This is a genomic window from Pseudotamlana agarivorans, assembly GCF_018860245.1.
Classification (GTDB): Bacteria; Bacteroidota; Bacteroidia; order Flavobacteriales; family Flavobacteriaceae; genus Pseudotamlana; species Pseudotamlana agarivorans_A.
The window spans coordinates 178473-202649 of the sequence record NZ_JAHKPD010000018.1 but is presented as its reverse complement, the minus strand read 5'-3'; the positions used below and the strand labels follow the sequence as shown (position 1 = coordinate 202649).

At 34.5% G+C, this 24177-nt stretch carries 26 protein-coding genes and 1 pseudogene; 5 read left to right on the top strand and 22 right to left on the bottom strand.

Annotated features, from left to right (window positions below; genetic code table 11):
- Window positions 1-200: 200 nt before the first annotated feature.
- The 7 genes from KO493_RS11940 to KO493_RS11910 form a co-directional block, all read right to left on the bottom strand.
- Window positions 201-476 carry an ATP-dependent Clp protease adaptor ClpS gene (locus KO493_RS11940; RefSeq protein ID WP_216068200.1) on the bottom strand — a complete coding sequence of 92 codons (276 nt, stop codon included), beginning with the start codon at window positions 474-476 and terminating at the stop codon, window positions 201-203.
- 11 nt (window positions 477-487) lie between these two features.
- Window positions 488-1324 (bottom strand): 50S ribosomal protein L11 methyltransferase, encoded by an 837-nt coding sequence (gene prmA, locus KO493_RS11935; protein WP_216068199.1) that lies wholly within the window; start codon window positions 1322-1324, stop codon window positions 488-490.
- Window positions 1325-2460: 1136 nt separating this feature from the next.
- Window positions 2461-3210 carry a triose-phosphate isomerase gene (gene tpiA, locus KO493_RS11930; RefSeq protein WP_216068198.1) on the bottom strand — a complete coding sequence of 250 codons (750 nt, stop codon included), beginning with the start codon at window positions 3208-3210 and terminating at the stop codon, window positions 2461-2463.
- 32 nt (window positions 3211-3242) lie between these two features.
- Window positions 3243-3734: a TlpA family protein disulfide reductase gene (locus KO493_RS11925; protein WP_216068197.1), complete on the bottom strand. Its 492-nt coding sequence runs from the start codon at window positions 3732-3734 to the stop codon at window positions 3243-3245.
- Between the two features lie 67 nt (window positions 3735-3801).
- The gene (locus KO493_RS11920; RefSeq protein WP_216068196.1) at window positions 3802-4878 is read right to left on the bottom strand and encodes an ABC transporter permease; all 1077 of its coding nucleotides are present in this window, start codon (window positions 4876-4878) and stop codon (window positions 3802-3804) included.
- 41 nt (window positions 4879-4919) lie between these two features.
- Entirely contained in the window at window positions 4920-6014 is a 1095-nt protein-coding gene (locus KO493_RS11915; protein WP_216068195.1) for a BT_3928 family protein, read from the bottom strand.
- Window positions 6011-6556, bottom strand: coding sequence for a DUF1599 domain-containing protein (locus tag KO493_RS11910; RefSeq protein ID WP_216068194.1), 546 nt, complete (start codon window positions 6554-6556; stop codon window positions 6011-6013). Before KO493_RS11910 ends, KO493_RS11915 begins: the two co-directional genes overlap by 4 nt.
- A 104-nt stretch (window positions 6557-6660) precedes the next feature.
- On the opposite strand from KO493_RS11910, the gene folP reads away from it, so the two are divergent.
- The 3 genes from folP to KO493_RS11895 are packed head-to-tail and all read left to right on the top strand — an operon-like array spanning window position 6661 to window position 8984.
- A complete protein-coding gene (gene folP / locus KO493_RS11905) occupies window positions 6661-7485 on the top strand; it encodes a dihydropteroate synthase (RefSeq protein ID WP_216068508.1) in 825 nt (274 codons plus the stop codon).
- 6 nt (window positions 7486-7491) lie between these two features.
- Window positions 7492-8151 carry a hypothetical protein gene (locus KO493_RS11900; protein WP_216068193.1) on the top strand — a complete coding sequence of 220 codons (660 nt, stop codon included), beginning with the start codon at window positions 7492-7494 and terminating at the stop codon, window positions 8149-8151.
- Window positions 8152-8198: 47 nt separating this feature from the next.
- Window positions 8199-8984, top strand: a complete 786-nt coding sequence (locus KO493_RS11895) for a diadenylate cyclase (RefSeq protein ID WP_216068192.1) — start codon at window positions 8199-8201, stop codon at window positions 8982-8984.
- A 92-nt stretch (window positions 8985-9076) separates the two neighbouring features.
- Here the strand turns inward: KO493_RS11895 and KO493_RS11890 are convergent, their stop codons facing one another.
- The 12 genes and pseudogenes from KO493_RS11890 to truA form a co-directional block, all read right to left on the bottom strand.
- On the bottom strand, window positions 9077-9952 hold the full coding sequence (locus tag KO493_RS11890; protein ID WP_216068191.1) for a hypothetical protein: 876 nt from the start codon (window positions 9950-9952) through the stop codon (window positions 9077-9079).
- 283 nt (window positions 9953-10235) lie between these two features.
- Window positions 10236-10806 (bottom strand): annotated as a pseudogene (locus KO493_RS11885) (NAD(P)H-dependent oxidoreductase).
- Window positions 10807-10868: 62 nt separating this feature from the next.
- Window positions 10869-11432 (bottom strand): Crp/Fnr family transcriptional regulator, encoded by a 564-nt coding sequence (locus KO493_RS11880; protein ID WP_216068190.1) that lies wholly within the window; start codon window positions 11430-11432, stop codon window positions 10869-10871.
- A 122-nt stretch (window positions 11433-11554) separates the two neighbouring features.
- On the bottom strand, window positions 11555-12115 hold the full coding sequence (locus tag KO493_RS11875; RefSeq protein WP_216068189.1) for an isochorismatase family protein: 561 nt from the start codon (window positions 12113-12115) through the stop codon (window positions 11555-11557).
- 126 nt (window positions 12116-12241) lie between these two features.
- Window positions 12242-12643: a GNAT family N-acetyltransferase gene (locus KO493_RS11870; RefSeq protein WP_216068188.1), complete on the bottom strand. Its 402-nt coding sequence runs from the start codon at window positions 12641-12643 to the stop codon at window positions 12242-12244.
- Between the two features lie 337 nt (window positions 12644-12980).
- Window positions 12981-13238: a Txe/YoeB family addiction module toxin gene (locus tag KO493_RS11865; RefSeq protein WP_216068187.1), complete on the bottom strand. Its 258-nt coding sequence runs from the start codon at window positions 13236-13238 to the stop codon at window positions 12981-12983.
- Between the two features lies 1 nt (window position 13239).
- On the bottom strand, window positions 13240-13494 hold the full coding sequence (locus KO493_RS11860) for a type II toxin-antitoxin system Phd/YefM family antitoxin (protein ID WP_216068186.1): 255 nt from the start codon (window positions 13492-13494) through the stop codon (window positions 13240-13242).
- Window positions 13495-13700: 206 nt separating this feature from the next.
- Window positions 13701-14294 carry a hypothetical protein gene (locus KO493_RS11855; protein ID WP_216068185.1) on the bottom strand — a complete coding sequence of 198 codons (594 nt, stop codon included), beginning with the start codon at window positions 14292-14294 and terminating at the stop codon, window positions 13701-13703.
- A gap of 170 nt (window positions 14295-14464) precedes the next feature.
- Window positions 14465-14749 (bottom strand): helix-turn-helix domain-containing protein, encoded by a 285-nt coding sequence (locus KO493_RS11850; protein ID WP_216068184.1) that lies wholly within the window; start codon window positions 14747-14749, stop codon window positions 14465-14467.
- Window positions 14750-14751: 2 nt separating this feature from the next.
- Window positions 14752-15090, bottom strand: a complete 339-nt coding sequence (locus tag KO493_RS11845; RefSeq protein ID WP_216068183.1) for a type II toxin-antitoxin system RelE/ParE family toxin — start codon at window positions 15088-15090, stop codon at window positions 14752-14754.
- 105 nt (window positions 15091-15195) lie between these two features.
- A complete protein-coding gene (locus KO493_RS11840) occupies window positions 15196-16965 on the bottom strand; it encodes an ABC transporter ATP-binding protein (RefSeq protein WP_216068182.1) in 1770 nt (589 codons plus the stop codon).
- Window positions 16966-17709 carry a tRNA pseudouridine(38-40) synthase TruA gene (gene truA, locus KO493_RS11835; RefSeq protein WP_216068181.1) on the bottom strand — a complete coding sequence of 248 codons (744 nt, stop codon included), beginning with the start codon at window positions 17707-17709 and terminating at the stop codon, window positions 16966-16968. It abuts the gene before it with no gap.
- A gap of 86 nt (window positions 17710-17795) precedes the next feature.
- Here truA and KO493_RS11830 point away from each other — a divergent pair, with 86 nt between their 5' ends.
- Both KO493_RS11830 and KO493_RS11825 read left to right on the top strand, forming a co-directional pair.
- On the top strand, window positions 17796-18302 hold the full coding sequence (locus KO493_RS11830) for a metallophosphoesterase family protein (RefSeq protein WP_216068180.1): 507 nt from the start codon (window positions 17796-17798) through the stop codon (window positions 18300-18302).
- A gap of 163 nt (window positions 18303-18465) precedes the next feature.
- The gene (locus tag KO493_RS11825; RefSeq protein WP_216068179.1) at window positions 18466-18894 is read left to right on the top strand and encodes an FKBP-type peptidyl-prolyl cis-trans isomerase; all 429 of its coding nucleotides are present in this window, start codon (window positions 18466-18468) and stop codon (window positions 18892-18894) included.
- A 463-nt stretch (window positions 18895-19357) separates the two neighbouring features.
- On the opposite strand, the gene KO493_RS11820 is transcribed toward KO493_RS11825, so the two are convergent.
- The 3 genes from KO493_RS11820 to KO493_RS11810 form a co-directional block, all read right to left on the bottom strand.
- Window positions 19358-20242 (bottom strand): carbohydrate kinase family protein, encoded by an 885-nt coding sequence (locus tag KO493_RS11820; RefSeq protein ID WP_216068178.1) that lies wholly within the window; start codon window positions 20240-20242, stop codon window positions 19358-19360.
- A gap of 345 nt (window positions 20243-20587) precedes the next feature.
- Window positions 20588-21862, bottom strand: a complete 1275-nt coding sequence (locus KO493_RS11815) for a glycosyltransferase (RefSeq protein ID WP_216068177.1) — start codon at window positions 21860-21862, stop codon at window positions 20588-20590.
- Between the two features lie 19 nt (window positions 21863-21881).
- Window positions 21882-23963 (bottom strand): HAD-IIB family hydrolase, encoded by a 2082-nt coding sequence (locus KO493_RS11810; RefSeq protein WP_216068176.1) that lies wholly within the window; start codon window positions 23961-23963, stop codon window positions 21882-21884.
- Window positions 23964-24177: the final 214 nt, after the last annotated feature.

Genomic DNA, 24177 nt, shown 5'->3' with positions numbered 1-24177 from the left:
AAGGAAAAGGTTGTTTGAAAGTTTTTGATTTTCATCAACCTCACTTGATTCGGGCTCTCATAATGATTGCATTAAGCATGATGAGAGCCTGAATCAAAATTTAAAGAAGATTGGAGTAACGTGTATGTGTTAAACGGTTAAACGGATAAACAATTAAACATCTAAAAAGATTCTTCAGTCGTCCCTCCTTCTGAATGACACTATATAATTTCAGCACTTAAACCAGCTTCTAGAAGCATGGAGCAACGTGGTTTTAAATCGTCGTAATTACCAGTTTTTACAGTACATTTTCCGTTATAATGAACAATTAGCGAGCATTGCTCTGCTTGCTCTGCTGTGTGATCACAAACGTAAATAAGTGTTTCTATAACATGATCGAAGGTATTCACATCATCGTTATAAACTACTATTTCATTTTGAGTGGAAACCGCTTCCTCGAGCAGTACCTCTTCGGATGTTTTTTCTTTCGTACTCATCTTTTTTTATTCTAATTTATAAATTTTAAAGCAACCCAATTATTACGTTCTAGCTTTTCTTCAAACTTTAACGCTTGTTTTTCACATGCTTCTTGAATAATTGGAATGTCATCATTGTAAAATCCGCTTAAGAAAATCGTACCCTCTTCATTCAAACAAGACGCGTATGTTTTCAAATCTTGCAACAAGATATTTCGGTTAATATTCGCAATAATCACATCGTATTTTTTACCTGCTAAAACCGAAGCGTCTCCTTCAATAACGGTGATATGCTCGCAGTTATTACGTTCAACGTTCTCCAAACTGTTTAAATAACACCAATTATCATAATCTACAGCATCTAATGGTTGTGCGCCTTTCATTTCTGCTAGGATAGCTAAAACACCAGTGCCGCAGCCCATATCTAAAACCGATTTACCTTTAAAATCGTTTTTTAAAATGTGTTGAATCATCATATGTGTGGTTTCATGATGCCCTGTACCAAAACTCATTTTTGGTTCGATAATAATGTCATATTCGGTATCAAACTTATCGTGAAATGGTGCACGTACCGCACAAACATCATCAACAACAATCGGGTTAAAATTCTTTTCCCACTCGGCATTCCAATTGGTTTGCTCGATTTCGCTGAATTCGTAATTAATTTCAAATTCATCTGAACCTAAAATCTGAATATCATCAAGAATATCGGCATGCCATTCATCCTTCTGAATGTAAGCTGTCACCCCCTGCTCTGTTTCTACAAAACTCTCAAAACCAGCATAACCTAATTCTGCAATTAAAATCTCAACCGCTGGTTGTAAAGGGGTTACTTTAAATTCGTAACCTATATAAATGATATTCGACATAGTTATTTTTTTCGGACTACAAAGATAGAAGTTAATGTGGAAATTAAGCGAATTGTTATCATAAAGAGTTCATAAACTTAACAAACAGGCCTGTTTGGTTGCTGGTTGTTAGTTTTTGGTTTTTAGAGCTTACTCTTGTGGGACTGTAACACAGAGTTCCACTGAGATTTCACAGAGGATTTTTAGTTGCTGGTTGTTGGGGCTTACTCTTGCGGGGTTGTAACGCAGAGCTACGCTGAGATTTCACAGAGGATTTTTAGTTGCTGGTTATTAGTTGCTGGTTGTTGGAGCTTACTCATACGGGGTTGTAACGCAGAGCTACGCTGAGATTTCACAGAGGATTTTTAGTTGCTGGTTATTAGTTGCTGGTTGTTGGGGCTTACTCTTGCGGGGTTGTAACGCAGAGCTACGCTGAGATTTCACAGAGGATTTTTAGTTGCTGGTTATTAGTTGCTGGTTGTTGGGGCTTACTCTTGCGGGGTTGTAACTCGGAGCTACGCTGAGATTTCACAGAGGATTTTTAGTTGCTGGTTATTAGTTGCTGGTTGTTGGGGCTTACTCTTGCGGGGTTGTAACTCGGAGCTACGCTGAGATTTCACAGAGATTCGCTGAGCTTTATTTTTGACATGAATTACACGAATTTTCATGCGCTACACCTTTGCGGCTTAGCGCCTTGGCGAGAAATTTTGTTAGTTGCTGGTTTTTAGAGCTTACTCTTACGAAACTATTACACGGAGGTTCGCTGAGATTTCACAGAGATTCACAGAGGTTTTCTTAATTACTGGTTATTGTTACTGGTTTTTAGTTGCTTACTTTTGCGAGATTATAACACCAAATTATTGACTTGTTTATAAGTGTCGGATTGAGCGCAGTCGAAATCGGGTTTTAGACGGAGGTTTCTCAAAGAAATTTTAAGACACAGATTTCACTGATTTTCACAGATTTTGTGTGTTACACCTTAGCGAGAAATTATGCTAAGAACACGTGATGCCGCGTTAGCGATTGAAGTGGCATCCTTTTTTGAGGTACGAGAAAAAGATATAACGTAAAGCGCGACCCCGATTTTTCATCGGGGTAACGCCCAAATTATTTTAATACATTTCCGGATTAACGAAAATAGGTTATTTTATTAGAGTTTAAAACGCATTTACGATACCAAAGAAATCTTCGGCGTTAAGTGCAGCACCTCCAATTAAACCGCCATCTACGTCTGGTTTAGAAAAAATCTCTTCGGCGTTTGCTGGTTTTACACTACCTCCATAAAGGATTGAAACTTCATCGGCAACATCGTTACCGTATTTATCGGCTAAAGTTTTTCTAATGAAGGCGTGCATGTCTTGTGCTTGGTCTGCAGTTGCTGTTTCACCTGTTCCGATGGCCCAAACTGGCTCGTATGCTAAAACGATATTTTGAAAATCGGCAGCCGCCAAATGAAAAAGTGCATTCTTAATCTGACTTCCAACAACAGCTTCTTCGTTTCCTGCTTTTCTATCGGCTAACTCTTCACCAAAACAAAAGATAATACGCATACCTTTAGCTAAAGCTGCATCGACTTTTTTAGCTAGAGTTTCGTCGGTTTCGTTAAAATACTCACGACGCTCACTATGTCCTAAAATAACGGTGTTAATTCCAATACTTTTTAACATAGCAGCACTAACTTCACCAGTATAAGCGCCATTTTCGGCAAAATGCATGTTTTGAGCAATCACCTCAATACCTGTTCCTTTTGTACTGTTATAAGCATGCCATAAGTTTGTTGCGGTAGGTGCAATCATAACTTCAGCATTTGTAGTTTTAGTCTGTGCTTTTAAATTTGCAATTAGCGTTTCTGTTTGCGCTAAATCGTTGTTCATTTTCCAGTTTCCTGCTACAATTTGTTTTCTCATGGTAGTATTACCTTGTTTTATCAAGGATTTTATTAGTTGTTTAAAATCTGTTCTATTTTCTTATCATCGGCCTCTATGGCTTTAAATAATTTAATGTTTCCTTCTGCATCAACCACCATATAACGTGGTATCCAATCTATATTTACAAAATCTCCAAAGGCACTTTTTTTACCATTGTCTAAGTAATAGTGTTCACCCACTACTTTGTATTTTTTAATGCCGTTTTTCCAGGCACTCAATTTTCGGTCTAAAGATAAAAATACATAGGCAACATCGGGGTGTTTTTCTTGTAAAGCTTTTACTTTTGGCATGCCTTTTATACAATCGCTACACCAAGAGGCCCAAATATCGATTACGATATCTTTTCCTTCATGTACTTTTAGAATATTTTTAAGAGCCACAGATTCCCCTTCTAAACTAAGAAAAGTATCGTTTAATACAGCTTCGGTAAATTTTGCTGGGGTTTGTGCATTACAAGCCGTAAAACTTAATAAGATAACAAGTAGGTAAACTATTTTTTTCATTTTAATGATGATTTATTATTAAACTAATCGGTCTTATTTTCTGCTTGAAACTAACACAAACAACACTTTATTCTAACTTTACTTTTGGATCTAACCAAACATAAATAAGGTCTACAAAAATATTTATGATGATAAATAGCAGGGCGATTATAAGCACGGCGCCCATAATTACAGGTAAATCTAAAGTGTTTAATGCATTTACTATTTCTTTCCCTAGTCCGTTCCAACCAAAAATATATTCAACAAAAACGGCGCCCGCCAACATGGAAGCGAACCAACCTGAAATAGCCGTAACCACCGGATTTAACGCATTTTTAATCGCATGTCTTTTTATAATTTGAAACTCACTTAATCCTTTAGCTCTCGCCGTTCTAATATAATCTTGATTAAATACTTCTAATAGGGAATTACGCATGAGCTGAATGACCACAGCTAGCGGACGAATACCCAACACTATGGCTGGAAGTATTAAATTTTTCCAACGGATGTGCATGCCTTCACCAAAATCGTCCAATTCATATAGACTTCCCGTCATTTCCAAATTAGTATATTCGTGCAAAACATAACCAAAAAACCAGGCGAATAGAATAGCACTAAAAAAGGAAGGTACACTCATACCAAAGGTGCTTATTATTTGAATTAATTTATCCAGCCAAGTATCTTTATTTAACGCTGAAATAACACCCAGAAACACACCTAAAAGCATCGCAATCACAATGGCTGTAATAGCCAAAACAAAGGTATTTGGCAACGTTTCACTTAAAACCTGGCTTACCAATTTGCCTTGTTTTGTAAAGGATTCTCTTAAATATGGAAGTTTTAATACCGTGGTGGTGTTTCCAATAGAAAACAGTTGCGTTTCATGATACTTTCCTGCTCTTAAAAAGGTATAGTCGTTGGAATTATTAGAGTGAAAGGATATAGGCGATAAATCGTTGATGTAGTAAAGGTATTGTGTGCTAATGGATTTATCGAAACCATACTTTTGCTTTACCAGTGCTAATTGTTCACTATCCTCATTTTGACCAAGCATCATTTGTGCTGGATCGCCCGGAAGCACATTAAATAAGAAGAATATCACTGTAACCACCCCGAATAGTGTGAGTATGGCATATAAAATTTTATTTAATAAATAGCCTATCAAATAGTTTATGGTTTATTTGTTAACGTTTAATAAGTCTTAAATTATAATTTTAAATCTTCAATATCGTTCCAGTGTACTTTTTGCATCACCGTCCCTTTGTTTAACTCTATAATTCCTGGGTTTGACCGCACTACGGTTTTTAATGCCTTTTCATCACAAAGATAGAATTCAAAATCGATATTATATGCTTCTTTTATGCGTTGTTTAGCAGCTTCTCCAGAAGCCGTTAATCCTATAATTTTAAAACCGTTTTGCCTGGCTCTATCTTGCAGTGCTTTTAATTTCACAGCACCACCCTTTTCTATCTTTTCAAGACTGTAAGATACCACCACAATTAATTTTTCTTCTGCTAAAAACTGCGCTGTTAAATCTTCTTCCTCGCTTTCTATAGAGAAATCGTAAATTGGTGGTACGTAGCCTTCTTGAATCACTTTGGTTTCAACACTTACGTATTCACCGTCTACAGACGGATAAGAACCATTGGTTTTTATCACTTTTTGTTCCCCATTCACCTTGAATGTCCAACTGTATTCTTGAACCGGTTTTGGCGCATTTTCAGGAACTGTCATGCCTTCAGTGATATTGGCACCAATTTTATAGGCTCTAAAATCTATAGCTGGTAGGTGTTCTAAAACATGAAAACCAAACCATAAACTTAAGATAAAACTAAGCAACGCAAAAATGGTAGTTTGTAATTTTCCAAAAACAGGATGAATGTATTTTACACCAACAAATAAAATGAGAATAAATACCAGTAACACTAAATCTTTAGTAAAACTTTCCCATGGTGTTAATTTTAGGGCATCACCAAAGCATCCGCAGTCTTTAACTTTATCGAAATATGCTGAATAGAAGGTTAGGAACGTAAAAAACACAATCATTAAAAGTAGGCTCCAAACCGTGAATTTTGGCTTGTACCCTATTAATAAAAACACACCTAAAACCACTTCGAAAACAACTACTAGTATTGAAATCCCCAGCGCATAAGGTATTAAGACTTCAATATTCAATACATCGGCACCAAAATATTCTTGCAATTTATATGAAAACCCTAGCGGATCATTCAGTTTAATAAATCCGGAAATAATAAATAGGACACCAACAAAAATTCTTGAAATGGCTACTAATAGTCTCATGCGTTATCTGCGTTTAAGTGGATCATTGCGAAGATCGCGTAATTAATCATGTCTTGATAATTGGCATCAATGCCTTCGCTAACAATGGTTTTTCCTTTATTATCTTCAATTTGCTTAACACGCAATAATTTTTGCAAGATTAAATCGGTTAAACTACTCACGCGCATATCACGCCAGGCTTCACCATAATCATGGTTTTTATCTTCCATGAGTTTTTTAGTGGTTGCCGCCATTTTGGTATATAACTCGGTAGCTTCTTCAGTAGATAAATCAGGTTGCTCTACCACCCCTTTTTCTAACTGAATTAAGGCCATAATACTGTAATTTATAATCCCGATAAACTCACTAACCTCTCCTTCATCAACCTTTCTAACATCATTTTGTTGCAAGCCTCTAATACGTTGTGCCTTGATAAAAATCTGATCGGTAAGTGACGGTAATCTTAAAATTCGCCATGCACTGCCGTAATCACTCATTTTCTTAATAAATAAACTTTTACAGGTATCTATTACGGCATCGTATTGTTTTGAAGTATCTTGCATGAATAAATTGAATTTTGCGTAAATTTCGCATAAATTATTAGAAAGTTCAAAGGTTTAAGTCTTAAAGTTCAATTAATATGGCTAGACCTCACAAAACCATATCAATGACCATAAATTGTAAAGGACAACTCATCGATTTAGCATCACCAAAAGTGATGGGCATATTAAACATGACACCAGATTCGTTTTATGATGGCGGCGTTCATAATAATGAAAAAGAAACCCTTTTGGCTGTAGAAAAAATGCTAAAAGATGGCGCTACTTTTATTGATGTTGGCGCTTATAGTTCACGCCCCAATGCCGATCATGTGAGTGAAACCGAAGAGTTAAATCGTATGCTTCCCATTGTAAAATCTCTAGTGAAAAATTTTCCTGATATTTTATTATCTATTGATACGTTTAGAAGTGAAGTTGCTAAACAGAGTATTGAAGCGGGCGCGGCATTAATTAATGATATTTCGGCTGGAAAATTAGATGATAATATGTTGCAAACGGTGGCCGACTTAAAAACACCTTACATCATGATGCACATGCGTGGCACGCCAAAAACCATGCAACAACAAACCGATTATAACGATTTACTAAAAGACGTATTATTTTATTTTTCTGAACGGATTGCTGCAGCGAAAGCCCTAGGAATCATTGATATTATTGTAGACCCAGGCTTTGGTTTCGCAAAAACTTTAGAGCAGAATTTTGAGCTACTCAATAAACTAGAACTCTTAAAAATGACCGATAAACCTTTGCTGGCAGGCATTTCAAGAAAATCTATGATTTATAAAACCTTAGAAACTACCGCTGATAAGTCCTTAAACGGCACATCAGTTTTAAACACCGTAGCCTTACAAAAAGGCGCTTCTATTTTACGGGTTCACGATGTGAAAGAAGCTGTTGAAACGATTAAACTTGTTGAAGCTTTAAAACAATAAACCGTCATGAGATATTTTATTTTACTACTTTTAACGCTTCTATTGTGTGCCTGCGGAAATGAAAAAGTAATTCAACTTCCAGAAATAAACCATTCTGAAATTACAGAAATTAACGATGTTTCGGCGGCATATTTATTTTACGATGAAACACAAAAAGATAGTGTTGAACTTAACCGAAAAAACCTCATCGTTTCAACCAATTGGCTTATTAATGTTGATAAACGCCTATCACTGAAACAAGCGGTGCCACACATTCAGTTTTTACAAGGAAAAAAGGAAAATTCTAGTCATAAAAACGAAAACGCTAAAAACTACTACACCTGTAACGATATAAGCCGAAAAGATTTAGGGTTTATCGAATTTACTGATGTTATTTATAGCAATGACTCCGATCAATTGCCTCCCGAAGACACCTATTTTATTGCAACTCTTGATTTGAATCAAATTATTGTTTTTGGACTAAACGGATCTGAACACAATACAGACATTAAAAACCTTGTAAATGCCATAACGAAAACAACTTCTGAGGCTAAAGAAACAGGCTCTATAGGTTTATCTTTCTACGACAAACTTACTTTTGAAGATTATATTACTTTTAAATCTGAACTATCAAAACTCAATTTAAAAAATATAAAGATCTCAAATAACGAATTTATTTTTAATTAGAACGCTATATCATATTTCACTAAATTTACCAAAAACCACTTTTATCATTGGAAATATTTAAAGACATCCTAAACTTTACTGTAGTAGATATTATCGATGTTATTCTTGTTGCTGTACTGCTCTACTACCTATATCGTTTGGTAAAAGGTACTGTAGCCATCAATATATTTATTGGAATTATTATTATTTACGGGGCTTGGCGATTAACAGATTTTCTAAATATGGAACTCCTCACTGGAATTTTTGGAGGCTTTATGAAAGTAGGTATTATTGCGCTTATTGTCGTTTTTCAACCAGAGATCAGGAAGTTCCTATTGATGGTAGGCTCTACAAATATTGGGCGCCGTGGTCAATTTTTCAAGCAATTAAATTTTCTAAAAACTGAAGTAAGCAACGAAACCGACGTAGATGCGATCATTTCGGCATGTAATAAAATGGCTCAAACTAAAACAGGTGCCTTAATTGTTTTTGAACGCAATAACAACCTTGATTTTTTATCGGAATCTGGTGATGAAATGAACATCAAAGTCACCCAACCCATTATTGAAAGCATCTTCTTTAAGAATAGTCCGCTACACGATGGTGCTATCGTTATAAATAACAATACAGTAAAAGCGACCCGCGTTATTTTACCTGTAAACAACGAAAAAAACATCCCTAAACGTTTTGGTTTACGCCATAGAGCAGGTATTGGAGTTTCAGAAAAAACAGATGCTATTGCCTTAGTAGTTAGTGAAGAAACCGGACATATATCCTGTTTTAAAGATGGTGAATTTGTGGTTTATGATGATATAAATGAATTGAAGAATATTATTAAGGGAGATTTGGTTTAATTACAGTTTACGTCTCTGGCTGAATATTCGTCTTGCTTTATAAATTGTATTGTTTTAAAGCATATTGATTTAAACATAACATAAGCCTAATTTTATTTTGTACTGTTAATCAAATTGTTAATTATTTCCGAAAGCTTTTCAGCACCGATGTTTGAAAGATGATCAGCATCGTAAAAGTCAATTGAATCAAATCGAGGGTCATTTAATAAATTTAAATAAACACAATTACTGTAATTACCTCCTATTGTTTCAGACAAGGTTAGGGTTATTTCTAATTGTTCTTTATTTAAATTTTCACAATACGATTCAAAGGCCGGAGTAGTTACTAATAAAAGTTTTACATTTCTGCTTTTGCACCAACTAATTATATTATTTACCGTTACTAGATTAGCATCAAAAATAACTTGATAACCCTCTTTATTAATATAGGTATTTACCCGCGCCCTTGGTTCGCCAGATTCAATCAAATCTTGAGCATTTTCTGAATTATAATTTGTACCCCAACCTAATTTTGTAGAAGTTATTGATGATTCACTCAAAAAATAATAAGAGATTATGCGTTTTAAATTCGTTTTAACAGGGAAATTTAATATTTCAAAGTAATTAACTAAACCTTTTGCCGTGTCCATATCATAATACAACATATAATTTTTTACACGCCAAGATTCTGGAGTTTCTTCAAGTTTTTCAAAAAAACTAAAATATGAGATAGGTAATATAACGGTCTTTATTTTCTTTAGCCTAGACTCATATTTTTTTAATATTTCATAGTCATAATCTAGTGTTTGCGAAATATATCCAGCATTAAATGTTTTACTTGAAAAAAAAGCGGGATTCAAACCATAATACGAATGCGAACTTCCTAAGATTAAAGTTTCAATATCGTTAGAATACGCATCCAAATATTCTTTTTTTAATACATAGTCATTGGGTATTTTTCTTAAAAAAGCCTCCATTAACACCGCCATAACCAAAAAAGGTAGAGCAAACAAGGTCAATTTTGTTATGAATTTCTTAATAATTAAAGTTTTTTGATTTAGGTTGAAAATACAAAACGGATTAAAATGAAATGTATTACAGAACTATCTTATGTAATAAAAATTTAACAAATATAAATAGAATAAAAACCCTCTAGTCTATTTTTTTCATTGCTTTTCTAAATCTGTAATGAAGTGACATTAGGTTTAATACTTAATCATTAGATCTTTATAGTTTGCATCATCAACCAATTTCAAACGCTATTAATCATAGTTATTGTATACTTTCTCCTAACAAAGTTATTTTTTCCAACCATTTTTTTCTAAAAAGGGAACTTGAATATTTAATTGTTGAAATATAAGTGACTTTAACAGGGCTTGTTCCGCAAAATTGTAAAGTTCCTTTTTTAAATTGGTTTATTGCTGGTCTTTTCATAATTAAAAAATCGTACCATTTAGGAGTGTCAGCCGTAATAATTAAACGTGCCGATTTTCCTTTCAGGAGTTTTCCTGGAAATGCTCTACTCTGAATTGGTTGGTAAGTAATCCCAGGCAGAAATGTTCTATCTATAAACCCTTTCATTAATGCAGGATAGCCATACCACCAAGACCCACACGATATGATCTGCTTGTTTTATTTTTTCAATGGCATCAACTAAATCGGGTTCCAATGCTGTTCTTTTTCGGTAACCAAATTGCAGATTAGGGTTAAACTCCAATTCCGCGATGTTAATTTGGCTCAATATTGAATCTGTTTTATTTACACCTTTCTTGTAAGCCTCAGATAACGCATAATTAAAACTCTCTTTATCTGGGTGCCCGTTAATAATCAGTACGTGTTTCATAATTGTTCTATGTTTTTTTCACAAAGAACTGAATCGGCAAGCTTCATTAAAAGGACATTTGTCTAATTCGAAATCGCCTTTCTTATTCGACTTAAATGTCTTTGAGTAATCCCTAAATATGAAGAAAGGAAGTTAAGAGGTATTAATTGCAAAAACTCAGGATGATTTTCGAGTAAATCGCGATACCTTTTTTCAGCAGATTCCTTTTGCAACAGGAATATCCTTTTTTCCATTTTGATATATTCTTGTTCTGCGATGAGTTTAAAAAACTTCAACCAGTTGGTACTTGATTCTTCCAATTTTAAAATATCATGTCTTGAGATCGTTAAAATTTCAGTATCGGTTAGGGCTTGAATATTCTCAACAGTTTTGTTTTGTGATAGAAACGAAGAATATGCACTCACAAATGTATTTGAAAAAGTAAAACAATAGGTTACTTCTACTTCTAATGATGAATAATAAAATGATCGGAATAACCCAGAAGTTACAAAACCCACTTCTTTACAAATTTGACCTTCTTTGATTAAAAAATCGCCTTTTTTCAATTTTTTATGAATTACCTTCTTTTCTAATAAATCGATATCGTCTGTGGTAAGTATTCCAAATGTTTCTAGGTACTTCCTCATTTTGTGTATTTATTTCTGGTGTTAATGTGTATGGAATCTAGCTATAAATAGGTGAAATTTATTGATATAAAAACAGAGCCAATACAGACTAACTTTTAAATTAAGCACCAAACCCGAATTAATCATAGGTATAGTTGGTGTAACCTTTTTATTTCTTCCGCTTTTTCTACTTTGATCTTCCCCTTTGTCGGTATCATATTTCTCCAAACCCAGTTATAATGCTCAATTACTTGTCTAGCATTTAAGTGTGGTCTTTCTCCTGTTGTATGTCCATCTTCAACAACAGTTATATTGTAATCCTTTATTAGTGCGGATTGGATGGTAGATTCTACACAAAAATCAGTTGCGCAACCGGTAATAACTAATTCATTCACATTTAATTTTTTAAGCATTAAATGAAGTTGCGATCTGTAAAAGACATCATTTGCATATTTATCAATTCGAACATCATTAGCTAATATGATTAAATCATCCAAAATTTGCCAATCGTTACTATACTTTTCAAATTCACCAGTCCCTGTTCCGTCATGTTGGATACAAATAACGGGAAAGTTTAATTTGCGAAATAATTCCGAAAGCATGTTGATTCGCCTAATAACGCCAGTTGTGTCAAATCTTGAGGTTTTTGGAGTGAAAGAGCCTTTTTGCATATCAATTACTAGTAAAGCTTTTCTATTTTCCATTAATATTTAGAGTGTTTTGTCAAATTTCGACTAACGTCAAATTTAGTTAATTTTCGGTCTTACCTCTTTGTTAATAGCTAATTGTGCGTAGGTTTTATGCGCTTTATTATTCAATTTCGTTTAATTCTATTTTGTCCGACGAATTATAAATCCATTGTCAATTTTATCAAATCCAATTTTTGGATAATATTCCATCGCAATTTGGGCCGAAAGTAAAATTAGCGCAGTTTCTTTTCCGATTTCCCTTTCAGTCAATTCAATTAGTCGTTTTCCAATTCCTTGTTTTTGGTATTCACTTTTCACAGCTAGGTCCGACAAATAGCATGCATAACAGAAATCAGTTATTGAACGTGAGATTCCAATAAGTTCATTATTCATCCATGCTGTTATAATCAGGTTTGAATTTGCATACATTTTAGTAATTCGTTCGCTATCTTTTGTTGGTCTATTTATTCCTGAACTATCATAAACCTCAATTATTTTGGATGTCTTTGGAACAATTCCAACTTTAAATTCAATGTTTTTCATTCGCCTTAGGAGTGGTTTTTAACTTTTGACTAAAGTAAAATTATGTTACTAAAAATCAGTTATTTAAAAACATTCAAATTTCTCATATCTTCTTAAATTTTGAAACTCAATTTACTCAATTTTACGATAGCCTACGTACTGAGGGATTTTTGGGTTTCTATGAGGGATTATTTACAACGTTCTCGGCTATGATTAGTACGGGAATTAAAAGTAGTAAACTTCCGATAAAGCACTTAGCCAAATTAAAAAATTTGGCGAACCAGAAAATACACCTTAACCTCATTTAATCAACTAACTATCTATGAGTTATATACTTTGTGGTAACCAGTACTTTTTTTCAGTCATAATGAAATCTGCATTTTGCAATCAAAATTTCTCCTTCTCTATATTGGTAGATCAGTCTATGCTCGCTATCAATTCGTCTTGACCAAAATCCAGCGTATTTATGTTTTAGCGGTTCAGGTTTTCCAATTCCTTCAAAGGGGTTTCGAGCGATATCTTTCAGAAGTTCATTTATTTTCCTTACTTTTTTCTTGTCTATTTTCTGCCAATATAAATAATCTTCCCAGGACTCATCAACGCATGTATATTTCATTTTAATTTTCGATTAGGTCTTTGTTGAAAGTCGTACCGTTTTTTATTTTGTCAATCGCAGAATCTAATCTCAATTCATTCTTTCGTGAAGATAGTTCGTGATTTGTAGCCATTAAAGAATTGTATTCTTGCAAAGACATAATTACAATTCCAGAATCTTTTCCACGATTTATAATCAAAGTCTCAAAGTTCTTTACAACTCGGTCTAAGTATGTTTTAATATCTTTTCTAAAATCAGAAACAGTTGTTATTTGCATAATATTGTGCTTTATAAAGTACAAATATATGTACAAAACATGAATTAAGCAATTTTTCCTGTATTGGTTACAACGTTTGGTGTAAGGATAGTTGTCTGGTTAAGTTACTAATTTAGCAAACAAAAACGAACCAGAGGAAAATCCGCAGGATTTTCCGAGTAGGCAAGAACCATGCAATTATTTTTACACTTTGTTGGCTGTAGTTTTTATATTTTTTCAGAAAGTTCTTTGGGTAGTATTTTATCTAAAATAATTTTTGAATCCTTTTCAAGAACTAAAAACTTCCAATTAGATTCTCCGTTTACTGAAATTCCGTAAACGTCCTTTTCAGAATAAATTTCAAAAAATTCCATTTTTTCATTGTATTGTACATTTTCCGAACCGAAATTTTGTTCAAATGATAGTTTTGTCAAATTTATCCTCATTTTTTTCTCGTCTTCTGTTTCTTCTTCTTCACTAATTATTTTTAGATTCATTTGATTTGAATAGGTCAGTAGCGAATAGAATTTATTTCCAATTTTTTCTGAGTCGTTAACTGTCAAAATTTTTGGGTTTTTAATTTCAATGTCCATTGTCGGATTATTGAAAGTTTGCTCCATAAATTTTATCATTTGTGATTTAGGTACAATTTCAAAAAATTCAGGTGTTATGTATTCGAAAGATTTCTCGAACTCCATATTTATAAGAGAGTTTAAGTATTCAGTGAATTCAGATTTAATGTTTTCTTTGTAGTCCTGAGCAATTCCTATTGTGTAGATTGTCAAAAATAGAGTCGTAAGTAAGGTTCTTTTAATGTTCATTATTTCAATTTAGGTATGTTTTCAAATTACAGCCAACATTTATGTATATGATTAGTGGCGTGTTTAAACAACTAATTTAGCAAATACAAATCGAATAGAAAATCCGCGAGGATTTTGGTAAGTAGACGAGAACCTAGCAATAAATCACATACGGTGTTGGGTTTTCGTATTTATTCTGCGGTTAATTGGATAGATAAACCTAAAGCATTAGCAATTAAAGCAAAATTCGAAAGTCTAATATCTTCTCCGTTTTCAATTCGAGAAATATATGGTCTTTTCTTTCCTACTTTTTGAGCTAAATTTTCTTGACTCAAATGCAATTCTTTCCTTCGGTTTTTAATAATTTCTCCGAAATAAAATGAAAAAGCATTATCTCTAAATTCCTCACGTTCTTTTGAGCCTTCCTTTCCGTATCGTTTTGCAATCAGTTCTTTTGCGTTAATTGATTTTCCCATAATTATTTTTCTTTAAGATAGTTCTCTAATATTTTTTCAGCTTGTTTAATTGCTTTTTTATAATCTTTAGTCCCTTTTTTCTGAAAACCACACAAACAAACTGCTTGAGTGCATTTTGCAAAATTCAAATGGTCAATAGCAAAGATTACAACTCGATATTCATTTCCCGCTTTAATTCTCAATTCATAAAATTGAGTCGATTGCAGTTTTTTCAGAAAATTTGAATTAACAACTTTTATTTCTCCAATAACTTCAATTAGTTGGAAGAATTTTAGTCCAACTCTTTCGTTTTGGTTGTCGATAAATTCTAAACACTCTTCTGTAATATCGATTTCTCTCATATTACAAATGTAACGAATAAGTTACAATAATTGTTCCAGAATTATGTTTTTTTCGAAGACGAATTTTTTTTCAGTAGGAAACACAACAACAATACATAACACACCCTAAGCCACATGTTCCTTCAAAAACTGTACTTCATACAAGTTTTTGTAATAACCGTTTTCCTTCTGTAGCAATTGCTCGTGTGTACCTTGCTCTACAATTTCACCAGCATCCATAACAAGAATTTTATCTGCTTTTTGAATGGTTGCTAAGCGGTGAGCAATTACGATTGAAGTTCTGCCGTTAGTGATTTTATCGGTTGCTGTTTGAATGAGTTGTTCTGAATAGGAGTCTACCGAAGAAGTCGCTTCATCCAATACCAAAATACTCGGGTTGGTCACATAAGCACGTAAAAAAGAAATGAGTTGACGCTGCCCAGATGACAACATCACACCGCGTTCTTTCACGTTATAATCATAACCGTTTGGAAGGGTCATTATAAAATCGTGAATTCCAATATCTTTGGCTGCCTGAAATACTTGCTCTTCAGTAATTCCCGGATGATTTAAGGTTATGTTATTCATAATGGTATCGGCAAACAAAAATACATCTTGCAATACCACAGCTATTTGCGTTCTTAATGAGGCTAAAGTCACTTGTTTTATATCGACTTCATCAATAGAAATAACACCCGATTTAATTTCATAAAAGCGGTTCAGTAAATTTATAATGGTTGATTTCCCTGCTCCTGTCGCTCCAACAATGGCAATGGTCTCACCGGCTTTCACATCAAAGGAAATGCCTTTCAAAACGGTTTCATCCTCCACGTAACTAAAATAAACTTTATCAAAAGTAATAGCGCCTTTAAAATTATCGGCAACAACTGTTCCATGGTCATCAATTTGAGAAGTGGTATCAATCACTTTAAAAACCCTGTTAGCAGCGACCATACCCATTTGAAGCGTATTAAACTTATCGGCAATCTGTCTTAAAGGCCTAAAAAGCATTGGGATGAACATAATAAAAGCTACTAAATCACCTTGAGAAACAGTGCTATCTTCCATAACAACGTTTAAACCGCCATACCAAGCTACTAAACCAATAGTTATTGAAGCTGATAAATCGGCCAAAGGAAAGAAAATGGAGTTGTACCAAACCGTTTTCAACCAGCCTTTTTTATGGCGTTCGTTAATGGCTTTGAAATTTTTATATTCTATATCTTCACGCGTAAAAAGTTGCAAAATTTTCATTCCTGTTAAACGCTCCTGTACAAAAGAATTTAAATTTGAGACCTCATTTCTTACTTCTTCAAAAGCTTTTTTCATGTACTTCTGAAAAACACGTGTCGCGTATAACAACAGTGGTAACATGGCAAAAACGATCAAGCTTAGTTGAAAATTAATGTATACCATAACCCCAAAAACAACAGCCATAGTCAATAAATCACGGACAATCATAAACAGTCCCTGACCAAAAATATCGGCAATACGTTCCATATCGGTTACCGCTCTGGTGATTAAAACTCCTACCGAGGAATTATCATAATACTTCATTTTAAAACGCAGCAAATGGTTGAATAATTTAATACGGACATCAACCACCAAATTCTGACCTAACCAAGTGGCGTAATAGATAAATAACAACTGAAGCACCGTTGAAATTAAAAGTACCGCTAACATGATAACCACATAAAACAAAAAGTCTTTTGCTTCTTTGTTGGTAATACTTTCATCAATGGCGTATTTTGTTAAGTATGGAGTGGCCGCGCTAAAAACAGCCAATAAAATCACACACACAATAAGACCATAAAAAACCATTTTATAAGGTTTTATATAATCAAAAAGTCGCTTAAACAGCTGAAAATCAAATAATTTTTCTTTTGGTTTACTCATTTAAAGTTTTATATCTACTGGGTATTCAATATGTGTTAAATACAAGCCATGTGCGGGTACCGAAAACCCGGCTTCACACCTACTTTTAGATTGGATGATATCATGCAAGGTTTCAACTTCCATTTTTCCCAACCCGATGTTAATCATAGTGCCAACAATCGCTCGCACCATGTTTCGTAAAAAACGATCTGCTTTAATCACAAAATGAAGTTCCTCTTCTTTATAGAACCATTCCGCTTTCATGATGTCACAATTATAAGTTTTCACATCGGTATTACTTTTTGAAAAACATTGAAAATCTGTGTAATCAAACAGAATTTCACAAGCGGCATTCATTTTATCAATATCCAATGGCTTCTTTACAAAATAGGTGCTTTCATAATTAAACACATTTTTCTTGGTCGTAATACGATACAAATACTGTCTACTAAGCGCATTAAAACGTGTGTGCGCTTCTGCGTTCACTTTAAAAATATCATGAACAGCAATATCGATTGGCAAATATGAGTTGAGCTTATAAAGTAAATGACTGTTTTCAAAAACAAGATCGGAATCAAAATGTGCAAACATTTGTGAGGCATGCACCCCTGCATCGGTTCTTCCTGCACCCATTATTGAAATGTCTTCACCTAAAATAGTGGTTAAAGCTTTTTCTAAAACCTCTTGCACTGAAATAGCATTGGGCTGATTTTGCCAACCATGATAAGGTTTTCCATTATAAGAAAGTTCTAAAAAATATCTCAATTTTAATACATTTGTTCAATAACAAAGATAGACAGTTTTATGCTTCTTAAGAAGTCTGCATCTTAATTCTATATTAAAAGATTTTCATGACAAAAATCCTATTGCTTTCCGATACACATAGCTATATTGACGATGATATTTTAAAATATGTAAAGCAAGCAGATGAAGTTTGGCATGCTGGTGATATAGGTCATCTAGAAGTCACCGATGCCATTAAAAAGTTGAAACCGCTTCGTGGTGTTTATGGCAATATTGATGACGCTGAAATTCGAGGAGAATTCCCAGAACACAATCGTTTTATATGCGAAGGTGTTGATGTTTGGATCACCCACATTGGTGGCTACCCACCTAAATATAATGTGAGAGTTATAGATGAAATTAAAGTCAACCCACCTCGTTTATTCATTTGTGGGCACTCCCATATTCTTAAGGTGATGCCAGACAAAAAGCTGAACTTAATTCATATGAACCCTGGAGCTGTTGGAAAGCACGGGTTTCACAAAGTGAGAACCATGCTGCGCTTTACAATAGACGGACGTAAAATTGATAATTTAGAAGTGGTTGAATTCCCCGTAAGACATCCAAAACTTTAAAACTTTCATTTATTTGACTACAAGGTCTTAGGAATGTCTTCCACAGAAAGCTAAGCACCACAAAGTCAACAATTAACAGTATTTAACGTATAAAACTGTGACGTTCAATTGATAAATTGTAGCTTTGCCCTTCGATTTATTAAAACAGTAAACATAATTATTTATGAGTCAAGTAAAAGAAAATGATACCGTAAAGGTTCATTACACAGGGAAATTAGGAAATGGTCAAGTTTTTGACAGCTCTTTAGAAAGAGAACCTTTAGAAGTAACTCTAGGTCAAGGCATGCTTATCCCTGGTTTTGAAGCAGGTATTATTGACATGAAAGTAAACGAGAAAAAGACAGTTAACATTCCTGTTGCTGAAGCTTACGGAGATGTACGTCAAGAATTATTATATGAAGTAAAAAAAGAACAATTACCTCAAGATATGGCTCCTGAAGTTGGTATGGGCTTAGCGTCTAAAGATCCAGATGGTAGAGAAGTTCAATTTAGAGTTGCTGAAGTACATGACGAATACATCATCGTTGATGCAAATCACCCTTTAGCTGGTCAAGATTTAACATTCGATTTGGAGCTTGTAGAGATCAAATAATTTCTCTTCACAAGTTAATAATATAAAAAGTCTGAACTTCGGTTCAGACTTTTTTGGTTTAAATAAATAGATTTTAGGCTATTCTGAATTCATCTGGATTAAAATATTTTTTAGTGATAAAAGACCCTTCAGGTTTTAAAAACCTGAAGGGTCTGCAAATTCATTTCATCTGTGAAAATCTGTGAAATCTGTGAAATCTGTGTCTAAAAAAAATCTGAGTGAGTCGCTGTAATATCCTCTGTACATCTCCGTGTTATAATCTCGCAAGAGTAAGCTTCAAAAACTAAAAACTAACATAATTTCTTGAGAAGACGCTAATTCACAAAGATGTAGCAAGTAAAAATTCGTGAGCATTAGTGAAATTCATGTCAAAAAGAAAGCTTAGCGCGCCTCTGTGAAATCCTCTGTAATTCTCTGGGTAATAATATTTTTTAGTTGTAACCTCAGCCTTATAACTAAGCAGCTACTTCGGATTGATAAACGTCTCAATATCAAAAGTAGACAACTTAGGGTTGGCGCCCTCTCTTTCCGCGACAAGCGCACCAACCGCACTTGCAAAGTTAATAGCCATTTGCGGTTCTACATTATTTAATAGCTGACTCACTAGCGATGCTAAAAAAGAATCGCCTGCACCAACCGTATCTTTCACTTCTATTTGGTAGCCACTATTGTAATACAATTGGTTATCGTATAACAAAACAGCACCATGCGAACCTTTGGTGACACAAATATGCTTCGTGTTTGTTTCTTCAGCAATAAACATTAAATTTTGTTCCAACCCGTTGAATTTAGACCCTAGATAAGCGCTCACTTCAAAAAGCTCATCGTCGTTAAACTTAATAAAATCTGCTTTATTCATGAGATACTCTAAAATATCGATGTTATAAAATGGCGGACGCAAATTAAGGTCGAAAATTTTATATGAAGCCAATTCGATAAAATTATAAAGTGTTTGTTTTGACACGGCATCACGAGTGGCTAAACTACCAAAAACAAAAGCATCTGCATTTTTAACGGTTAAAACGGCATCATCCTCCACGGTGATTTTATCCCAAGCCCGCGGATATTCAATGGTGTAACTTGCCGAACCTTTATCGCTTAAAACCACTTGAACATCTCCAGTTTTAAAGTCTTCTAACTTTTGAACATGCACTGTATTTATATTATTTTCTTCAATAAATTTCAACAAAGTCGTACCAAGCTCATCATGACCAACAGCACTAATCATCGAAACGTTATGTTCAAACGACGCCAATCTTAAAGCTACATTTAATGGTGCGCCTCCTATTTTTTTATGCTCTGGAAAAACATCCCAGAGTACTTCTCCAAAACAAACAATATTGGACATGTCTTAATTTTTAATAGTTTTCGTTATGCTGAATTTGCTTCAGCATGTCATCTTTATTATTTCTTTAATTGTTTTCTAAAATCAGGAATTTATAAGCCAATAAAAATAAGCATTAGGTTAGGCATCAGACCGAGACCTACTACAAAAATTATGTGAAACGGTGATATTGATTTGATTTAATTTTTGGCTTGTAGACCTTGAAGGTTTCAAAAACCTGAAGGGTCTTATCACTCAATGATAGTAGAGTCGATATTAAATTCAGTTTTATAGCTTCAATGTTCTCGACTCCGCTCGAACACCGTGACTATAAATTTATTCGCGGTTTACAAGCTCAATTATTATTTTTTAATAAATATTCGATTCCATAGTTTGTTGATTAATAGAATTTTTAAAGATCTCTAAAATACGTTTCGCGATACCGGTCCATCCAAAATTACGTCGTGCAAAACGCGCGCCTTCCACAGACAGTTCGTTTCTTAAATTCGGATATAATAATGGCATTGACATCATCGCTCCAAATTCAACCGGACGATGCGGATCGGCAAACAAAGCTTGATTACCAAAATCAATCAAATCATAAAGTCCGCCATGAACGGTCACCACACTTGGTGTTCCGCAGGCCATGGCTTCAATAGCTACCATTCCGAAAGGTTCATACCTGGAAGGCATAGCAAATATGTTTGCCGAACGGTAAACGTTTGCTAAATCTTCATCGGCAATATAATTTTTCCATTTAATTTTATCTGCAACCCCCAAATCTGTGGCTAACTTAAGTAGTTTTTCAACCCCTTGTTGATCCTGTTTAGAATCACCGCCAATAGCAGCGACTAACCGTGCTTCAGGACAAAGTTCAAAAACAGTTGGTAGCGCTTTAATTAATAAATCGTAACCTTTGTTATGCGCCATACGGCCGAGTGCCAAAATATCAGTAGGGTGGATATCGTATTTTTGTCGGATTTTATCATTCTCCTTGGTTGGAACTGGATAAAAGCGGTTTTCATCAATACCAGGAGGGATCATACCACAATTACGAGCTAAAACATCATATTGCTGAGTTAACAAATCTACCTGTGGTAAGGTCGTTGCAATCACGTAATTACACATTTGATATACGAAATACTCTTTTCGAATACGCTCTTTAAAACGGTAAGTTTTCTCCATTTTATCTTCATCCATATCACTCCCCATAGAGTGTTGTTTCCACCACCCTAAGGAGTGCGGTGTGTGCACGTGTGAAATCCCTAATTCTTCAGCAATTTTTTGTCCGGCCCATCCAGCATCCCAATAATGAGAATACACGATATCGTATTTTTTACGTTCTTTTTTAATCGCCGCTAAAGTATTGGTCACAAAGGCTTTCAGATGATCGTGCATATCTTCTTTTCGAATGAATTTTTTTCCACCGAAAGGGATACGCCAAACATTATAATTTTCATTAACCTCATCATATTCAGGCTGATCTTCAAACTGACGCGTTACTAAATCCACATTACGTCCTAAACGACTAAAGCGCTCGGCGAGTTCTAAAACATAAACTACTTGTCCGCCGGTATCTGGTTTTCCTAATTCTGGTTGTGCTGCAACGTAACCGTGCAACGAGATCATTAAAATTGACTTCATGTATTCTATATTTTAGTTATTACTTAGTTATTTTTAAATCGTGACAAGCTGATATGTACTGTGCTGCAGACCAAGCTTGATAGGCTTTCCCCATAGGTTTTCCGGTGGTTCCGTGTGCCCATTCTGTAAACTCCCATGCTTCGTTAATGCCTTCTTTATTGATTAAAGCGAGTTTATACAATTCTGAAATCGCCACTTCACGCTGACCCAGTTTATTAACGAATTTCACCCAAAACCCGCCAACAAAAGGCCAAATACCACCATTATGGTAATGATTAGGTAAGTTTAAAAGATTTACTGTGTAGTAGGGACGCCAATCGGGATCTCCAGGCATTACTACAGGATACACATTGGCGACAGGAAACGGATCGTTAACACCAACCCCTAACATAAAACGAAAGGTTTGATGTGCTTTTTCCGCATCTACCGTACCATGTAAGAAAGCTAGAATATTCCCTAGGGTATCACAGCGCCAGCTAAAATCGAAAGGTGTGGTTTGTGCAATTAAATATGACGTATCTCCTAGAGTGAATTGTTTTTCGGCAAAAGACACCGAATTGAACATTTGTTGTTTTGTGGAAGGCCAGAAATTCTGAACAATTTCCTTTTTAATCACCTGCGACCATCTGATGTATTCTCCGGCCTGTTCGGAATCGCCAAGCATTTCCAACATGCGTCCGAAACACACATTAGAGCGGTACCATAGTATTTCATCGTAAAGAATATTATAACTTCTTCCGAATAAATCGGTCCAATCGCCAGCTTCAGGAATTTCTAAAAGCGCATCGTTATTACTATCATGCGCGCCCAACCAATTCATGGTTTTCTTTATATCTTCAATATGGGTTCTTAAAAACTCAATGTCTTTGGTAACATTTACGTATTCATACAAGGCAATAATTACCCAAATACCACTATCAATAGAGCAAATCCCTCCTACACCAGAGTAGTCAGGTACATTGTCTTTAATACGTACATTGGATGGGATTTGACCATTTCTAGAAATGTGTTCTAATAAAGTTAAAAGGGTTTGACGCTGGCATTTATGGATTTCTTCATCATGAATAAGCGGTAATGAACCAATTACAGTAATCGCACCATCTCGTGCCCAAACACTGTAATAATTTTCATCGGTACCATGGGCCACATTATCTTCAATAGAACATGCTGAAAAACCTAATGGTGTGATGTTTTTCTTTAAAGCTTCAACAGCTTTTTCATAACCCTCCTTAATTAAAGCTATTTTTTCATCCTCATCTTCCGAAGCTAAATTATTTAACTCACGCTGTATGAAAAAATCATCGGTATGGTCGATATTGGGAGCTGTATTCGCTTCCTCGGGCAGCACACCATAAAATACTAAACCTTCAATAACACCATCGCCTTGTTCTTTTTCAGAATGATAAACCTGACGGTGCTTGGTGTAAACATAAAGTTCTTCATGTGCGTTGGCCACCACGATGCCTTTAACTTCTTTTAAATCGAACATGGCAGAATCGTTTCCACTATCGCCAGCCACAATAATTTCAGAAGTTTTTATTTCAAGATTTCGTAGCAACCATTGTAGTGCATTTCCTTTATTGGCCCATTTTGGTAAGACATCCAAATACTGTTCTCCAGAATACACCACATTAATATCCATATTGGCATTAATAAAATCTTGCTCAATACTTTCAATTAAGGCTGGTGTGGCATTATGAAAAAAGTAGCTTCTTTTATAGGCATGCTGAAATCGTGATGGCTGATCACTTATGGGGTGTGTGATGCCTTTTATAACTTTTTCAACAGCTTCTAAATTCCAGCCGTCATCCAAAACATCATTAAACTCCTTAACAACGCTTTTGGTTTTAAAATTATAAATGTGCGTTCCTACGCCAGAAATAATATAATCTGGTTCTGGTAAAACCTTGTTTTTTATGAGGTTTAAAACATCATCTATGAGACGCCCCGTATTATAGGTTAGTAAAACATCGCTTGATGATTTGTATTGATTCCAAATTTTACGAAAATTACTTTTGTAAGTGTGAAAATCTATTAACGTGTTGTCAATATCGAAAGACAAGAGCTTAATGGTGCTCTTATTAACAGGGTTTGTATCCATATATAAAAAAGACGTTTTTAAGCATTTTCGACTGTTTTAACTCAAAAACAACCGAAAAAACATGTTTATTGGCTTAAATTAACCAAAAAAAGCCACAAAACCGTCCTCTATCAAATAGGATGTGAACTACTGAATTTATTTTTGTTGAAATAAAAATATTACATAGCTGAAAATATATAATTAAAAATATAAGCCCTTTATACCATGAATATGA

Bases quoted from the DNA above. Each gene is read 5' to 3' on its own strand.
- KO493_RS11940 (WP_216068200.1), bottom strand. From the start codon at position 476: ATGAGTACGAAAGAAAAAACATCCGAAGAGGTACTGCTCGAGGAAGCG.
- prmA (WP_216068199.1), bottom strand. From the start codon at position 1,324: ATGTCGAATATCATTTATATAGGTTACGAATTTAAAGTAACCCCTTTA.
- tpiA (WP_216068198.1), bottom strand. From the start codon at position 3,210: ATGAGAAAACAAATTGTAGCAGGAAACTGGAAAATGAACAACGATTTA.
- KO493_RS11925 (WP_216068197.1), bottom strand. From the start codon at position 3,734: ATGAAAAAAATAGTTTACCTACTTGTTATCTTATTAAGTTTTACGGCT.
- KO493_RS11915 (WP_216068195.1), bottom strand. From the start codon at position 6,014: ATGAGACTATTAGTAGCCATTTCAAGAATTTTTGTTGGTGTCCTATTT.
- KO493_RS11910 (WP_216068194.1), bottom strand. From the start codon at position 6,556: ATGCAAGATACTTCAAAACAATACGATGCCGTAATAGATACCTGTAAA.
- folP (WP_216068508.1), top strand. From the start codon at position 6,661: ATGACCATAAATTGTAAAGGACAACTCATCGATTTAGCATCACCAAAA.
- KO493_RS11900 (WP_216068193.1), top strand. From the start codon at position 7,492: ATGAGATATTTTATTTTACTACTTTTAACGCTTCTATTGTGTGCCTGC.
- KO493_RS11890 (WP_216068191.1), bottom strand. From the start codon at position 9,952: ATGGCGGTGTTAATGGAGGCTTTTTTAAGAAAAATACCCAATGACTAT.
- KO493_RS11880 (WP_216068190.1), bottom strand. From the start codon at position 11,432: ATGAGGAAGTACCTAGAAACATTTGGAATACTTACCACAGACGATATC.
- KO493_RS11875 (WP_216068189.1), bottom strand. From the start codon at position 12,115: ATGGAAAATAGAAAAGCTTTACTAGTAATTGATATGCAAAAAGGCTCT.
- KO493_RS11870 (WP_216068188.1), bottom strand. From the start codon at position 12,643: ATGAAAAACATTGAATTTAAAGTTGGAATTGTTCCAAAGACATCCAAA.
- KO493_RS11865 (WP_216068187.1), bottom strand. From the start codon at position 13,238: ATGAAATATACATGCGTTGATGAGTCCTGGGAAGATTATTTATATTGG.
- KO493_RS11860 (WP_216068186.1), bottom strand. From the start codon at position 13,494: ATGCAAATAACAACTGTTTCTGATTTTAGAAAAGATATTAAAACATAC.
- KO493_RS11855 (WP_216068185.1), bottom strand. From the start codon at position 14,294: ATGAACATTAAAAGAACCTTACTTACGACTCTATTTTTGACAATCTAC.
- KO493_RS11850 (WP_216068184.1), bottom strand. From the start codon at position 14,749: ATGGGAAAATCAATTAACGCAAAAGAACTGATTGCAAAACGATACGGA.
- KO493_RS11845 (WP_216068183.1), bottom strand. From the start codon at position 15,090: ATGAGAGAAATCGATATTACAGAAGAGTGTTTAGAATTTATCGACAAC.
- KO493_RS11840 (WP_216068182.1), bottom strand. From the start codon at position 16,965: ATGAGTAAACCAAAAGAAAAATTATTTGATTTTCAGCTGTTTAAGCGA.
- KO493_RS11830 (WP_216068180.1), top strand. From the start codon at position 17,796: ATGACAAAAATCCTATTGCTTTCCGATACACATAGCTATATTGACGAT.
- KO493_RS11825 (WP_216068179.1), top strand. From the start codon at position 18,466: ATGAGTCAAGTAAAAGAAAATGATACCGTAAAGGTTCATTACACAGGG.
- KO493_RS11820 (WP_216068178.1), bottom strand. From the start codon at position 20,242: ATGTCCAATATTGTTTGTTTTGGAGAAGTACTCTGGGATGTTTTTCCA.
- KO493_RS11815 (WP_216068177.1), bottom strand. From the start codon at position 21,862: ATGAAGTCAATTTTAATGATCTCGTTGCACGGTTACGTTGCAGCACAA.
- KO493_RS11810 (WP_216068176.1), bottom strand. From the start codon at position 23,963: ATGGATACAAACCCTGTTAATAAGAGCACCATTAAGCTCTTGTCTTTC.